This window comes from Anaerotignum faecicola (genome assembly GCA_024460105.1).
In the GTDB taxonomy this organism is placed as follows: domain Bacteria; phylum Bacillota; class Clostridia; order Lachnospirales; family Anaerotignaceae; genus JANFXS01.
Genome location: JANFXS010000004.1, coordinates 117,791 through 131,901, shown reverse-complemented (window position 1 = coordinate 131,901; position 14,111 = coordinate 117,791). Strand labels below are relative to the sequence as shown.

Annotated in this window: 15 protein-coding genes and 1 tRNA gene; 10 read left to right on the top strand and 6 right to left on the bottom strand. The window is 40.8% G+C overall.

Annotated features, from left to right (window positions below):
- Nucleotides 1-33: 33 nt before the first annotated feature.
- From NE664_07790 to NE664_07780, 3 genes are all read right to left on the bottom strand, one after another.
- Entirely contained in the window at nucleotides 34-1,218 is a 1,185-nt protein-coding gene (locus NE664_07790) for a DUF819 family protein (protein MCQ4726556.1), read from the bottom strand.
- A 340-nt stretch (nucleotides 1,219-1,558) separates the two neighbouring features.
- The gene (locus tag NE664_07785) at nucleotides 1,559-2,980 is read right to left on the bottom strand and encodes a sigma 54-interacting transcriptional regulator (GenBank protein ID MCQ4726555.1); all 1,422 of its coding nucleotides are present in this window, start codon (nucleotides 2,978-2,980) and stop codon (nucleotides 1,559-1,561) included.
- A gap of 335 nt (nucleotides 2,981-3,315) precedes the next feature.
- Nucleotides 3,316-4,128, bottom strand: coding sequence for an IclR family transcriptional regulator (locus tag NE664_07780; protein MCQ4726554.1), 813 nt, complete (start codon nucleotides 4,126-4,128; stop codon nucleotides 3,316-3,318).
- Between the two features lie 277 nt (nucleotides 4,129-4,405).
- On the opposite strand from NE664_07780, the gene NE664_07775 reads away from it, so the two are divergent.
- From NE664_07775 to NE664_07730, 10 genes are all read left to right on the top strand, one after another.
- Nucleotides 4,406-4,618 (top strand): 4Fe-4S binding protein, encoded by a 213-nt coding sequence (locus NE664_07775; protein MCQ4726553.1) that lies wholly within the window; start codon nucleotides 4,406-4,408, stop codon nucleotides 4,616-4,618.
- 18 nt (nucleotides 4,619-4,636) lie between these two features.
- Entirely contained in the window at nucleotides 4,637-5,680 is a 1,044-nt protein-coding gene (vorB, locus tag NE664_07770; GenBank protein MCQ4726552.1) for a 3-methyl-2-oxobutanoate dehydrogenase subunit VorB, read from the top strand.
- Between the two features lie 22 nt (nucleotides 5,681-5,702).
- Entirely contained in the window at nucleotides 5,703-6,452 is a 750-nt protein-coding gene (locus NE664_07765; protein MCQ4726551.1) for a thiamine pyrophosphate-dependent enzyme, read from the top strand.
- Between the two features lie 2 nt (nucleotides 6,453-6,454).
- Complete coding sequence (locus NE664_07760; GenBank protein ID MCQ4726550.1) at nucleotides 6,455-6,979, top strand: 2-oxoacid:acceptor oxidoreductase family protein; 525 nt, start codon at nucleotides 6,455-6,457, stop codon at nucleotides 6,977-6,979.
- Nucleotides 6,980-7,051: 72 nt separating this feature from the next.
- Nucleotides 7,052-7,360 carry a hypothetical protein gene (locus tag NE664_07755; protein MCQ4726549.1) on the top strand — a complete coding sequence of 103 codons (309 nt, stop codon included), beginning with the start codon at nucleotides 7,052-7,054 and terminating at the stop codon, nucleotides 7,358-7,360.
- Between the two features lie 447 nt (nucleotides 7,361-7,807).
- Nucleotides 7,808-8,557, top strand: coding sequence for a hypothetical protein (locus NE664_07750; protein MCQ4726548.1), 750 nt, complete (start codon nucleotides 7,808-7,810; stop codon nucleotides 8,555-8,557).
- Nucleotides 8,558-8,913: 356 nt separating this feature from the next.
- Entirely contained in the window at nucleotides 8,914-9,636 is a 723-nt protein-coding gene (locus NE664_07745; GenBank protein ID MCQ4726547.1) for a hypothetical protein, read from the top strand.
- A gap of 383 nt (nucleotides 9,637-10,019) precedes the next feature.
- Nucleotides 10,020-10,358, top strand: a complete 339-nt coding sequence (locus NE664_07740; protein ID MCQ4726546.1) for a hypothetical protein — start codon at nucleotides 10,020-10,022, stop codon at nucleotides 10,356-10,358.
- Between the two features lie 87 nt (nucleotides 10,359-10,445).
- Nucleotides 10,446-10,736: a hypothetical protein gene (locus NE664_07735; protein MCQ4726545.1), complete on the top strand. Its 291-nt coding sequence runs from the start codon at nucleotides 10,446-10,448 to the stop codon at nucleotides 10,734-10,736.
- Nucleotides 10,726-11,031, top strand: coding sequence for a hypothetical protein (locus NE664_07730; GenBank protein ID MCQ4726544.1), 306 nt, complete (start codon nucleotides 10,726-10,728; stop codon nucleotides 11,029-11,031). The genes NE664_07735 and NE664_07730 overlap by 11 nt, the downstream gene beginning before the upstream one ends.
- Nucleotides 11,032-11,605: 574 nt before the next feature.
- Here the strand turns inward: NE664_07730 and NE664_07725 are convergent.
- From NE664_07725 to NE664_07715, 3 genes are all read right to left on the bottom strand, one after another.
- Nucleotides 11,606-12,091, bottom strand: a complete 486-nt coding sequence (locus NE664_07725; GenBank protein MCQ4726543.1) for an S-ribosylhomocysteine lyase — start codon at nucleotides 12,089-12,091, stop codon at nucleotides 11,606-11,608.
- A gap of 330 nt (nucleotides 12,092-12,421) precedes the next feature.
- Nucleotides 12,422-12,509 (bottom strand) — tRNA-Ser (locus tag NE664_07720).
- A 524-nt stretch (nucleotides 12,510-13,033) separates the two neighbouring features.
- Nucleotides 13,034-13,933 (bottom strand): diacylglycerol kinase family lipid kinase, encoded by a 900-nt coding sequence (locus tag NE664_07715; GenBank protein MCQ4726542.1) that lies wholly within the window; start codon nucleotides 13,931-13,933, stop codon nucleotides 13,034-13,036.
- Nucleotides 13,934-14,111 lie beyond the last annotated feature (178 nt).

Genomic DNA, 14,111 nt, shown 5'->3' with positions numbered 1-14,111 from the left:
AAACCTCCAATTCCATGTTTCGAGCGTTGCATGCTATACTCCGAATAAATTTAATACCGTGTTTCCCACAAACACGCCGAAATAATTTCCGAGTATGTATCCCAAAACGCCTGCCAGCACTGCCGGGGTTATTAAATCCTTCCACCCTTTAGCCCCGGCAACAGCGGCCGCCGTGCTGGGCCCGCCCAGGCTTGCATTTGAGCATATAACCATTTCTTCGATTGTAAAGCCGAATATTTTCCCGCTGCCCAGAAGCACTGCAAGCTGTGTAAGGAACGTAATCCCACAGAATATAAAAAGGTACGGCCCCTGTGCAAACATTTCTTTCATATCTGCCGAAACGGTTGAAGAAATAAAGAAAAAGCTTAAAAACATCATCCCCAATTCATACGCGCCTTTTAAACTGCCCATAAATTTTGGGAAAGCAGTTGCAAGTATAACAGATATAAGCGTGATTATCAAATATCTCTGCCCAAAAAGCTGCTTAACCAGGTTTGGGGCGTTTGTGCCGTTTACAAACCCGGTAAAAATATCGGTCGCAAATAATATTGCAAAAGCAATGCCGAAAATCTGGATTATACCGAAAGACGTTATGCCGGTTTCTTCCTCGCCCTCTTCTGCCGCCAGTTCGACGCTGTTTACAGGATAAGAACATTTATAAAACTTCCGTACAAGCGGTACGGCGGGCAGGGTAAGCATAACAAATGTAGTTATAACGAAAGCAATGTTGTCGGCCAGATAAGTTATCGTAAACATTGTGGGGCTTATGCCGAAAACTTCCCGCATAGCGGCCACGTTTACCGCGCCTCCCGTTTGGCTTCCCGTGATTAATGCGGCCACTTTATGCATTTCGGGTATATTTTTATATAATAACGCGGAACCGATTATTGCGCCGCCCACTACTCCGGCGCAGGCGATTATAAATATAACCGTCATCCTGCCGCTTTGTTTCGCAACTTTTTTTAAGTCGGCGTTAAACAAGAGCATTGGTATTGCCAATGGAGCCACATAGTCCGAAACGGGCGCATACGCCGGGGACTCCGGCGGCAGTATGCCCACAGTGCAGAGGGCCGCGCCTCCAATCAGGCATAGCGTACATGCATTTGCATATTTTTTGGACCAATTCCAATGGCGTTCCGCATACATGGCAAAAACAACGTAAAGGCACATGACCATCCAAATTCCTACGGTATTATCTGCATTTATAAGACTGTTCATAAGATTCCCTCCTATCTCTAACGGCGGCAACATGTTACGTTTGTATATACAGCAATCCGCATGCCAATATGGAAAACGCACAATGGCGGCATTTTGTATATATAAACGCCGTTTTTTCAAGATATATTTATGCAAAAATGGATTTTTTGATTTAAAATATAACTGATTATATATTATTTTGATATTTAGGGGGTATATAGAACAAATATATTTATCAAAAATATATAAATAAAAAACGCGGCTAATAACGGCAAGCAGATTTTTCTACAAAATTTTATATTTAATAAAATTTAATCCCGTTAGGCCACGATTTTATATTATTCAAAAACGGATATTATATTCATTTTTGGATATTGCGTATGCCGTATTTCGACAGTTTTCTTGATACGGTAGATTGGCTTATTTTAAGTATACGGCTGAGAGCTTGTTCCGTTTTGTAAACGGCAGCATACTGGCGCAGTATTTTTTCTTCGCAGTTTTCCAAAATTTCTTTAAGCCCCGTGTTATTTTGCGGCATAATAATTTTTTCTTCATCCGAAAGTATCATTTCAACATCAACGGCATTTATTATGTCGTTCTCGCACAGCATAAGAAGCCTTTGCACGCTGTTGCGCAGGCCGCGGACGTTGCCTTTCATTGATATATGCTGGAAAAATTCCACGGCATCAATGCTGAAAGTTTTCTTACAGCCGTACTTTTCGTTAAATTGTTTTGTAAAATGCCGTATCAAAAGAGGTATATCCTCTTTCCGTTCCCTTAGCGACGGAACGCGGATTTGAATTACATTAAGCCTATAATAAAGATCTTCGCGAAAAGTTTTGTTTTCAATCATTTCCTGTAAATTTCTGTTAGTAGCGGCTAAAATCCGCACGTCTGCATATACGGGATTTCTGCCGCCGACACGGTAAAACTCGCCTTCCTGTAAAAAACGCAGTAATTTTGCCTGGAGCTTTATGGGAAGTTCGCCTATTTCGTCCAGCAGCAACGTGCCTTTATCGGCATATTCCAACAGCCCCTTTTTGCCCTTATTGTTCGCGCCTGTAAAAGAGCCTGCTTCATACCCGAAAAGTTCCGATTCCAATAGATTTTCGGGAATTGAAGCGCAGTTTATTTTTAAAAATGTACCGCCGCTTCTCCGGCTCCTTTCAAAAATATATTCCGAAACAAGTTCTTTGCCTGCCCCCGATTCACCTAATATAAGGACGGCGGCGTCATATTGCGCGGCTTTTTGGCACAAAAGCAGCATATTGTGCATCGCGTCGCTTCGGTAGATAATTTTGCTTTCAATCTGTATTTGGTTTTTAAGCTCCTTTACTTTATCATTCAGCTTTTCATTGGCCGACTGTATATTTTTCAGTTTTTCTTTGGTTCTGTTTATTTCTGTGGAATCAATGAGATTATTGATTATGTATTTAAGTTTTCCGTCTTTGCCGAAATAAGGTATGCCGTAAACAAGATAGCTTTTCCCGTTTACAATATGCTGTTCCAGCTTGACAGGCGCGCCGCTTTTTTTCACTTTTACCGAGGCGGACGGGGATTTATCGGATTTTTCCACATCGCGCATGTTTCTGCCCAGATTCACCTCCGGCGCCTGGCCCGTAATCCGGATTTGAGCCGGGTTTATTTTTATAACGTTACATTCCCCATCCGTAATAAGGTAGCCGATTTCAGACAGATCAATGGCCGCCTCAAGCATTTCAAGATATTCTTTTTCGGATTTAAAACTGCTGTATAATGTTGTGGCCGTATCCTGCTTATCCATATTACCCGCTCCTTTTGAAATATTCAGCTAAATTTATTGTAAGAAACGCGGCGGCCTTTGTCCAGCTGAACGGAAAATTTTTGCAGTTCAAGGCGCTTATGCGCCGGCATATCGGATCCTACGGCAAACGTATGCAGCAAAGGAATGCGTAAAATTTCCCTTGGGTATGGGGGAGTCTTAACGGCCTTATGAAAAATGTCAAATCCCGTCGCCATATGCCCGTGCCGCCGTTCGGCGGCTTATATAATATTGAACTCTTATGTTTAAACGTCGCTGTTACGGCTTATAAATTAATATTTCCAAACATAAAGCGGGTTTTCTTCTCTGTTAAAGCCTCAGACGGTTTCGCCGCAATATCCTAAAAAGGCCGAAATTTCCGAACATACTTTTTTAAGCTCGGCGCGTATTTCTTCAAGCTTTATGCCCTCCATCCTTTTGGCGGGGCCGCTTACGCTTATTCCGCTTACGGTTTTCCCCGTAAAGTCCTTAACCGGCATTGCGCAGCATATCATGCCTTCAAAAAATTCCTCGTTGTCCATGGCGTAGCCTAACCGCCTCACTTTTTTCAGTTCTTCTTTCATATCGGCGGCGTTCGTAATGGTGTTGGGGGCAAGGGAACTTGTGTCGGCTGCGGCAAAGTATTCCTCAATGGCCTTATCAGTAAAATCGCATAAGAAAAGCTTGCCCATTGCCGTGGCGTAGAGCGGCTCGCGTTCGCCTACCTGCGCGTTCGTCCTTATTTTTATATCGGGTTCCATTTTGCATAATATAACCGCCTCGCGGCTGTTGAGCACCCCTAGGTTAACGGTTTCGTTAAATGTTGAGCAGAGCCGTTCCAAAAGCGGCGTGTAGTTTGCGCCGTTAAGCGTGTGCTGTTTGGGCACGGCGTTTCCGGCGTCGAAAAGCCCCCAGCCGAGACGGTATGTTGTGGCGGCGTTTTCCACCTTCTCAACAAAGCCGTATGCCATCAATGTGTCCAAAAGGCGGTGCACACCGCTTTTCGCCATGTCGAGCTCCCTGCTTATTTCGCTGATGCTTACGCCCTCGGCTGTATTGTTGTTTTTTAAATATTCAATTATATCAAGGGCTTTGCTTAATGTCTGCACCGGATATTTGGGAGTATATCCTGTTAAATATGGGCGGGCCATAAGACGTCTCCTTTCATATTTTATGTTCTAAATAATAGAATACATATATCATTATATAGATTTTGACTAAAAAAGTAAAGAAAAATTTTGAAATTTTCTGTTGAAAATATTATTGACGTGAATATGTATACTTATTATAATTAAGGCATAAAAATTAATTAGAAAGGTGTTCTTATATTTAGAACGGAATATGAATTCCGTTTGAACATATTAAGCCGCCCGGGGCCATACCGGGCATGTCTAAAGGAAACCCTACATGCCAAAAGGAGTGAAAGTTATGAACCGTGTAACAGTTGACCGTGAAATGTGCAAGGAATGCGAATACTGCATGACGTTCTGTCCGAAAAAAACTATCCTTGCAAAAAGCTCTACAGTTAATAAAAAAGGTTACTATGCAGTTGAAGCCGTTGACCTTAAGGACTGCATCGCTTGCGGAATATGCGCAACCGTATGTCCGGAAGGCGCAATAATGGTTGAAAAAGACGTTTAATTTAAGGGGGAAATAAAAATGGGTGAAAAAGTTTTTATGCAGGGAAATGAAGCCTTTGCAGAAGCCGCTATCCGCTCCGGCTGCAAATTTTTCTTCGGCTATCCTATTACGCCTTCAAGCGAAATGCCGGAATACTATGCTAAAAAAGCTCCTTCGGAGGGTTTGACATTTATACAGGCCGAAACTGAAGTTGCCGCTTTCAATATGATTGCGGGCGTTGCGGCTACAGGCAAAAGGGGCATGACGGCTACAAGCGGCCCGGGATTTTCCCTTGGATGCGAGGCTATGAGCTATATGTCTGCCGCAAGCCTTCCTTCCGTTGTTGTCGACGTTATGCGTCCGGGTCCGGCCGACGGGGAGATCCTCGGAGCGCAGGGGGATTATTTCCAGCTTACAAAAGGCGGCGGCCACGGCGATTACAGGACGATTGTGCTTGCGCCTTATTCGGTTCAGGAATTTGCGGATTTTGCCCCGCTTTCGTTTGAGCTTGCGGAAAAATACCTCAACCCTGTTGTTGTTGCAAGCGACGGCACATTGTCAAAGATGATGGAAAACGTAGTGCTTCCGGAAAGGACGGAAGGCCCGGCAAGGCAGCCTTGGGCAGTAGACGGCGCTAAGGGCAGGCCGCACAACGACATCACCACATGCGGCGACGGCCCTGAACAGTGGGAACAGTTTAACCTTAAATTACAGGCAAAATACAATAAAATTAAAGAAAACGAACAAAGATGGGAAGCTATCAACGTTGAAGATGCAGACGTTGTAATAGTCGCTTACGGCGTTTTAAGCCGCGTATGCATGTCCGCTATGAAGCTTGCGGAAGAGCAGGGCTTAAAGGTTGGCCTTATAAGGCCTATCACACTTTGGCCGTTCCCTGAAAAAGCTTTTGAAGGCCTTGACGATAAAAAATTCTTTGTTGTCGAGTTAAGCGCCGGACAGATGGTTGAAGACGTTAAGCTTTCAGTTAAAGATAAAGACAGCGTAACATTCTACGGAAGGCTCGGCGGCATTACACCGACTCCTGTTGAACTTTGCGAAAAACTTGTTGAACTTTATAAGTAATTAACCTTAGGAGGTGGAAAAAATGAGTATAGTATATAAAAGACCGGATGTTTTTACAGACGAATACATGAAATACTGCGGCGGCTGCGGCCACGGAATTATAAACAGGGTTATCGGCGAACTTATTGAGGAAATGAATTTACAGGAAAAGGCTGTTTTCGTTTGGCCTATAGGATGTTCTGTTTATGCCGACAAATATTTTAAGGTTGACAGCATATGCGCTCTTCATGGACGTGCGCCTGCTGTAGGCACAGGCGTTAAAAGGGCGACTCCGGATAACCTTGTAATCGTTTACCAGGGCGACGGCGACCTTGTTTCGGAAGGCATGAGCGAAATTATGCACTCGGCAATCAGGGGAGAAAAATTCACGGTTGTATTTGTAAACAACGCTATTTACGGCATGACGGGCGGACAAATGGCTCCTACAACGCTTATGGGTCAGCATACAACAACGTCGCCTTATGGCCGCGGCGAGGAATTTACGGGACATCCTGTTAACATGGCCGAAATTATCGCCGGCATACCGGGATGCTATTACAGCGAAAGGGTTACGGTTTCAACTCCTGCGAACATAAGGAAAATGAAAGCCGCTATCAAAAAGGCGTTTACATATCAGCTTGAAGGCAAAGGGTTAAGCTTTGTGGAAGTTGTTTCGCCATGTCCTACAGGCTGGGGCGTAAAACCTGTTGAAGCCCTTAAATGGGTTGACAACACAGTTTTATCGACATTCCCGTTGGGAGTATTTAAAGCGCCAAAAGAGGAGGGCAAATGATTATGAAAAGTGAAATTATTTTCTCTGGAATAGGCGGACAGGGTACAATCCTTATGGGAAAAATGGTTTGTACAGCCGCATCGAAAAAAGGCCTTAATGTTACGCTTTCACCTGCATACGGACAGGAAAAAAGGGGCGGGCGCGCAAGCTGCCAGGTTGTAATCTCCGAAGAGATGGGCTCCCCTATCATAAGCATGGCCGACACTATACTTGTTATGGATGAAAAATCATTCGACGACTATGAAGGCAAAGTTAAACCGGGCGGCACTTTTATTGTAAACAGCTCTATGATTAGCAAAAAAGCGTCGAGGACGGATATTAACGTGCTTGAAATACCTTTCACGGAAATTGCGACGGAGGTTGCGACGGCAAAATCGGCCAATATGGTAGCCCTTGGAGCAGTTGTTAAAACGCTCCACATTGTTGACCTTGAAGATGCTAAAGCCGTTGTTGCGGCTAAGATGAAACCGGCGCTTGTGGAACCGAACATAAAAGCCCTTGAAGCCGGGTTCAATTTCAAAGGCTGAGAATAAGTTATAAAAGGCTCTTCCAAGCCCCCCTTTGGAATGTGGCCTTAATATAGAATAGGTTGTAGGATTATGCGGTGTCGGCATAACGGAATTTGCCCGATACCGATGTATGAAGCTGGAAACCGTCTGCTTTCGGCTGTTTTTAAAAACATGGATTTTGCCGTGTTTTTAGAAACCGGGCCGGGGGCGGGCGGTTTTGCTTTTGCAAAAAAACATTTTCGGATTATGAAACCATACCTTCAGTTTACAAGGGCATACACGGTTGAGGATATCATTAGCGGCACAATAGCGGCGTCAAAAGCCTTTGACGTAGCTTTAGCTACGCCTTCATGCTTTTTCCTTGCTCTTAAACCGCTAATGATGTTCTCAACTCTTTGACTCCACATGGAGAAATTTTTTTGTTATTCAAGGCGCAAATATGCAGGCTTTCCCATAGGCCGGCCAAGTATTTGCAACGCCAAAGAGCAGAAAAATTTGCCATGCGGAGCGTGTATGCCCTTGTAAACTGAAAGTACGCGGCCAAAAACGTCATCAGTGACCTAAAAGCGGCGCCAAAAGCCTCCTATACGGTTTCGGCTTCACATTCATGCTTTTTGCCCGCCGTTAAATTTCTGATGACGTTTTTGAATTTTTGATTTATCATGGAGAAATTTTTTGTTGTTCAAATCGGAATACGCATACTTGCTTTTATATAAGCCAACTGAAATTGCCGTTGTAAGCCGTTCAAATTTAAGCCGTATAAAAAGGGTAACCGAGAGAGGGCTCTTTGATAGTATATTAATCCTGTTAAAAGGCGGCGGCCTATATTATAAAAGGAGGATTTTTATGGCTATTGAAAGGGCAAAGGAACTTAAAGGTAAAAACGGTATGATTGCAGGCACGGCAGAATATTTGAACGATCTTAATTCGGATCTTGTAATTAAGCAGTTAACAAAAAAGGCGAACGCTTTTAATTACTACAGGAGCATAAAATCAATTAATAATGACGTTTCAAAACCTGCCGGGGAAATATTGCGGGATTTGAAGGAATACGCGCCTTTACTTCGTTATGTGCCGTCAGGCAGGCGCGATACGCTTAAGAGATTTTTAAACGGGCTGTATGAGCTTTCGGGGTATACCGGGGCAAAAGAAAGCAAGCTGAAACAAGCTATAAGCCTTGCGGATCTTTCGGACAGCCGCACAAAGAAAAATTCAAGGGCGTCGGACAGAGATATTGACAAAGAAGTTGACATCATGTATCATGGAAGTGTCGGAAAGAAAGGATCGTTGAATAATTCAAGCTCCGGCAAAGGGAGACGTAAACCCGACGATAAGTTCTATATGGATATTGTCAATAAATATCAATATAAATATGAGTTTAAAGGCGTTTTAAAAGGCAAAAACGGCGTCGACATATTTTCAGACAAATATATAGAGCATTATGAAAAGGAAATATTCAAAACGGCGGTTGCCTATAAGCATAACGGCGGCAAGTTTACATACGTTCAATTCATTAAGGAACTTTTGAACGGGCTTTATGGCAGAATTATATATGATGTAGATAGCTTCATTTTACAAGAGCACACACGGTTTTAACATACGTTAGCGGCGCAATAGCTGTGTTAAAGCCGCTTGACGTAGGATCCGCTACGCCCTCGCGTCTTTGCCTTGCTCTTACGCCGCTAACGTATGTTAAAACTCTCCGACCTCACAAGGAAAAAATTTTTTGCAGTTCAAGGCGCATATGCGCCGGCATAGCGGATCCTATGACAAGCGTATGCAACACGGAAATGCGGAAAATTTTTCCTTGTGGGGCGTGTGTGCCCTTGTAAAATGAAGCTAAAGGTGTTAAAGGGAAAGACGTAATTAAAGTCGATAATGCCCTGCGGCTGAAAATCGCCGTCGCCACCATTGGCAAATGCGGCGTCGATACAAGCGGTTTCTTAAAGAAAATGGAAAAATATCAGCTTGAGGACGTTACAAAAGCTATGTTTTTGATTATGAAAAACGCTAAGGCATATGGACATAAACGGGCGGCTGAATTTTTAAGTACAAGAAGGAGCTTGGATGAGTTTGACAAAAGGGCAGGTATTATTGGCAGTATAATAATTTTGCCTGAATTATATAATGAGATAATGGAATTTTATGATTTTATGATGCATGATTTTGTGGATTTGGTGGCAACGGGCGCGGTTTATGATATAAAAATACAATATGCCTTTAAACGCCAGCAGCAATATTATTTTGACGGTATGGTTATAGACTATGACGATACGGGGAATATACTTTACGGGGTTTACGGTAAGGCGCTTGTAACAGATGTTATTGATTACTATATTAAGCTTGCGGAAATACTGCATGATAATAATTTTTTAGATTCGATTTACTTTTTAGTAGGACTCGTATTCCCACATTTGGATGGATTTGAGATTAAAAAATTAAGCGGTGCGTTTATTAATTATTTTTCGCAACCGGAATTGACAAGCGAAGAAATTTTGCATATAGGTGCGGGGATTTATAATATCCGTTCAGCTATAGAGGGCGCTGATGGAGATATCGAGGAGCTTAATAAGGTAATTAAAAGGGAATTTGGGTGGTTAAAAAACTACTTGGGCGATGATCCAAGGGATTATGAGGCAGTTGAACTTGGATATAAATATTATGATAAAGTGTAGGATTTGTATGTGAATTGTAAAGAAAATCTGAGTTTAATTAAAAAGGTATGTGCCATATGAAAAACATAAATTATATGTATGTTAAGAGAATATATTCAATTATATATATAATTATATATATTTTGAGGTTGCTTGTCACGGCGAAACTTATGCTGTTTTACATGTGGTTTCTATTGATACAAATTGTATCCGCACTTTTTTTTGGATTTGATCCTGATCCGGGAAAAACAACAGAGGCAATATTTTCATGCCTTATGTTATATACAGGCTTTTTGATAAAATGGATAGGGATTATTAAAGTACCGTTCCACTACCTTTTCCCAATTTTAATATTGTTTTTTTGTATAACAATAGGCCCATAATTAACAATGAAGTATGGCAATGTGTATTTTCAGAGAGTAAATGGTGAAGTTATGAAATATAAGTATGCTTTTACTATAATACGTATAATCTATATATTAAAGCTTGCTGTATCTGTACTATTGGTTGTATTTTATTTAAATATGCTTTATAAATCTATATTTGAGGTGGCAATAATAAATAAAAACGGCAGATTGAATTCTTTCGGCTATATGACGCTGTGGTGCGGCAGTATATTCCTAAGTACAGTATTAATAAAGAAAATAGGCGTATTAAAAATACCGAAGGACGCTTATATGGTGCCTATAATGGTGTATGTTATAGCAGTGCTTATGAAACTTGTGTCAATGGGAGTAATTTAATTATGACGTTGCAGTGTTGTTGCGTAAAGCAATCTATTTTATAAAATCAATATGTTGCCGAAAAGCTGTTATTCAAGGAATGAATATATGAAATACGTTTTAAAAAAGCTTATATATGTATTAAAGGCCGTATCCACAATGGCTTTAATCATTGTTTATTGGCCGTGCATGATTTTATCGCTTACCAGTATACTGCTTGTTGCCGCCGACGATATAGTTTCCTTAGATATAATGCCGTGGATGATATGCCTTATGGTTTATATAGGATTTTTAATTAATTGGATAGGGATTGTAAAGGTACGTTTCCATTATGTAATCCCTATGTCTATACTGTTGGTGGCGGTTTTACTGAGGGGAATTTTAAGATATGGTTTCTAAAAAGGATTTTAAAAATCTCGATATAAAACGTATATTCAAATTGATTATATCCGTTATGCTGGCGTTTGCATATTTCTATATGCTGTATAAATCGATACCCCGCATTATAAGGAACTACGGATGCGTATACCCCTCGTTTTTGTTTATAACGCTTTGGTGCGGGAGTATTTTTTTAATTACCGTAATAATAAAGAAAATCGGCGTGCTGAAAATGCCGCCGCAGGACTATATAGTTCCGATACTGCTGTATACTATATCTGTCACAATGAAGCTTATCTGTATGGGTATTTTATAAATTGTGTTGCGTTACGCATTGAAAAACGTCTATATGCCGTCATTTTGTATTATAAATAAGTATGGATTTATTTTTAAAAGGGTTATGCCATATGAAAAACATAAATTACATGTATGTTAAGAGAATATATTCAATTATATATATTTTAAGGATAATTGCTACGGCGGCGCTTATGATTTTTTATATGATTCTTCTATTGGCGATAATTCCATCGGTAATTTTTTTTGCTTTCGATCTTGAGGCGGGAAAAGGAACGGCGGCAATGTTTTCGTGCCTTATGTTATATATAGGTTTCTTGATAAAATGGATAGGTATTATTAAAGTGCCGTTCCACTGCTTTTTTCCGATTTCAATATTGGTTTTTTGTATAATAATCTGTCCTTAATTAAAAAATAAGTATGGCCATGAATATTTTTGTGGGTCAAAAGGTGCGGTTATGAAATATAGGTATGCTTTTACTATAATGCGTAAATTTATATATTAACAATCATCCCTTAATTAATTGGGAAGTATATTTTTATACTAATTTAAAAAGAAAAGCCCCGCCGTGAAATATTCAGGGCGGGGCGCATTTTTAATAATCCTGCATTGGGTAAACCATATTTTCTTTTTTAATCGGTATTAGAACTTCATTTAAAAACTTCCTGCTTTCTATTTTTGTGATTTCAAGGTTGTGATCTAAATAATTTCCGCACATAAATGATTTTGCAGCCGGTATTTCTCCTTCGTATGAAACGATATATTCAAAACATCCTTTCACAGCTTCCAAAATATCTTCCGGTTCCAAATCTCCTATAAAAAGCAGATACATTCCTGTACGGCAGCCCATCGGCCCGACATAAAGCGTTTTTTCTTTCCATGTTTCGTTTCCCCTGAAATATATTGCCATCAAATGCTCTAAGGTATGCATAACGGAAGTATCCAGAACCATTTCCCTGTTAGGTTCTTTCATCCTTAAATCAAAACTTGTAACAACGCCGTTTCCTACTTTATCTTTACGGGAAACGTAAATCCCCCTCAGCAGTAAATCATGGTTAATTCCAAAACTTGTAACATCCATAGAACTTCACTCCGTTTTTGATTTTATTTTATATCCGTTAAGTATAAAAGTAAAGGGGAAATATAGCCGAGCCGTTACTTTATGCGGCGCCTTATAGCCGTTGCCGGGTTTATAAAAAAATACTCCGGTATATTGTATCCGCTTGCAAAGGCGGCGAAAAAAGATTTTATAAGCCGTTTGGTTATTAGTTTAATATTATAAGGAAATAATGCTGTTAAAATATAACGTCGACTAAAAATAAATCTTGCGTGCCGCAAATTTATAATTTAGATTTTTTATCTTCAAAAAATAAAAAACCATGTAAATAAATTTTACATGGTTTTAACTGTACGGAGAAGGAGGGATTTGAACCCTCGCGCCGCGTGAACGACCTACACCCTTAGCAGGGGCGCCTCTTCAGCCACTTGAGTACTTCTCCATCTCTTCTAAAGGCCTACTGCAAGAAATAGTCTATCACAATACGATAGGTTTGTCAAATGTTTTTTATAAATTTATATGCGGCACATAAAATTGGATGCCGCCGCTTCCAAATGGGAAATAAATACGTTCTGCTTTTGTATAAAAACGGCTTATTTATACACGATATTTAGTTTGACTTTACAGGAGCATACGCGGTTTTAACGGGCGTCAGCGGCGCAATAACTGTGTTAAAGCATCTTGCCTGTGTCCTGCGCCGGCGCGCCTTTACCTGCCCTTTCGCCTCTGGCGCACGTTAAAACTATTCGGCCTCGCAAAATTTTTTGCTGTTCAAGGCGCATGGGGATCATACGGCAAGCGTATGAAGCGCGTTAATACGGAAAATTTTTGCTTTTAGGCGTGTGCGCCCTTGTAAACCGAAGCTATAAAGAATGTATAAATATTGCTTTGGACAACTTTTGTATGCGGAAATTGGCATGCGCCAAAAGCCCGGCATTTAGCGGGACTTTTCGGTTAGCGTATGGTTCAGCGTCTGACGGTAAATATGCTTACGGCGTTATTAACATTTTTTATATCCGCAAAACTGTGTTTGCCGCCGTATTCCCCGTCAAGGGTCCAGCTTATTTTTTCGGCGCTTTTTATTGTGAGCGAATGGGTACGGAAATTGCAGAACTCGGGAGATGAAAAATCCTTCATCAATAGCCCTGTTATTATGGACTGAAGTTCTATGGGCGTTTCCGGAGCCTTAATGAAAACACATTCGAAAAGCCCGTCCGACATGTCGATATCTTCAAACCTGTATGTTTTAAGGCCTCCTACGTATGATGAATTTGAAACCATTCCGTATATAAAGCTGCCTTTTACCGTATCGCCGTCGTGCTCTATTTCCATTGAACAGCTTTTAATTGTCGGCAGGCGTTTTATGCCTTCAAGTATATACGCCATATGCCCGATGTAATTTTTTACGTTTTGCGGCGTGGCGTACGCAACGTCGGTAAATGCGCCGAAAGCCGCAATGTACACAAAACAGGAATCATTGAATTTGCCCACGTCAAATTTAATCGGCGCGCCTTCGATTATATTTTTAATCGCCGCCGAAGGGTTTTTAGGTATTTTAAGGCTGCTTGCAAAGTCGTTTGTGCTGCCTGACGGGATATAACCGATACACGGACGAACTTCCGCGGGAAGGCTTAACAGGCCGTTTATGCATTCGTTTAAAGTGCCGTCGCCGCCGCTTATAAGTATTTTTTTATACTGCCCGCCCGTTTCGCCGATAATTTTTTCCCCGTCGCCGTGTTTTGAAGTTGGGTATACCGTTACAATACAGCCGTTTTTTGTGAATACGTCTACTATTTGAAATATATGGTTTTTAATAGTTCCTTTTCCCGAGTTGGGATTAAATACAAAGAGGATTTTTTCTGGCATAAATTCGTTCCGTCCTAGTTTTATTTTATTGAAATTATACTATATATAAAGGGTTAAAAACAATATACCGTTTAAAATTTTATTATACAAACCCTCCAGTAATTTTCAAGGAGAATTTGAAGCGCATAGTGCATAATTTTTAAAAAAACGTAATATAAAACCTTTGTTTTATTGCATT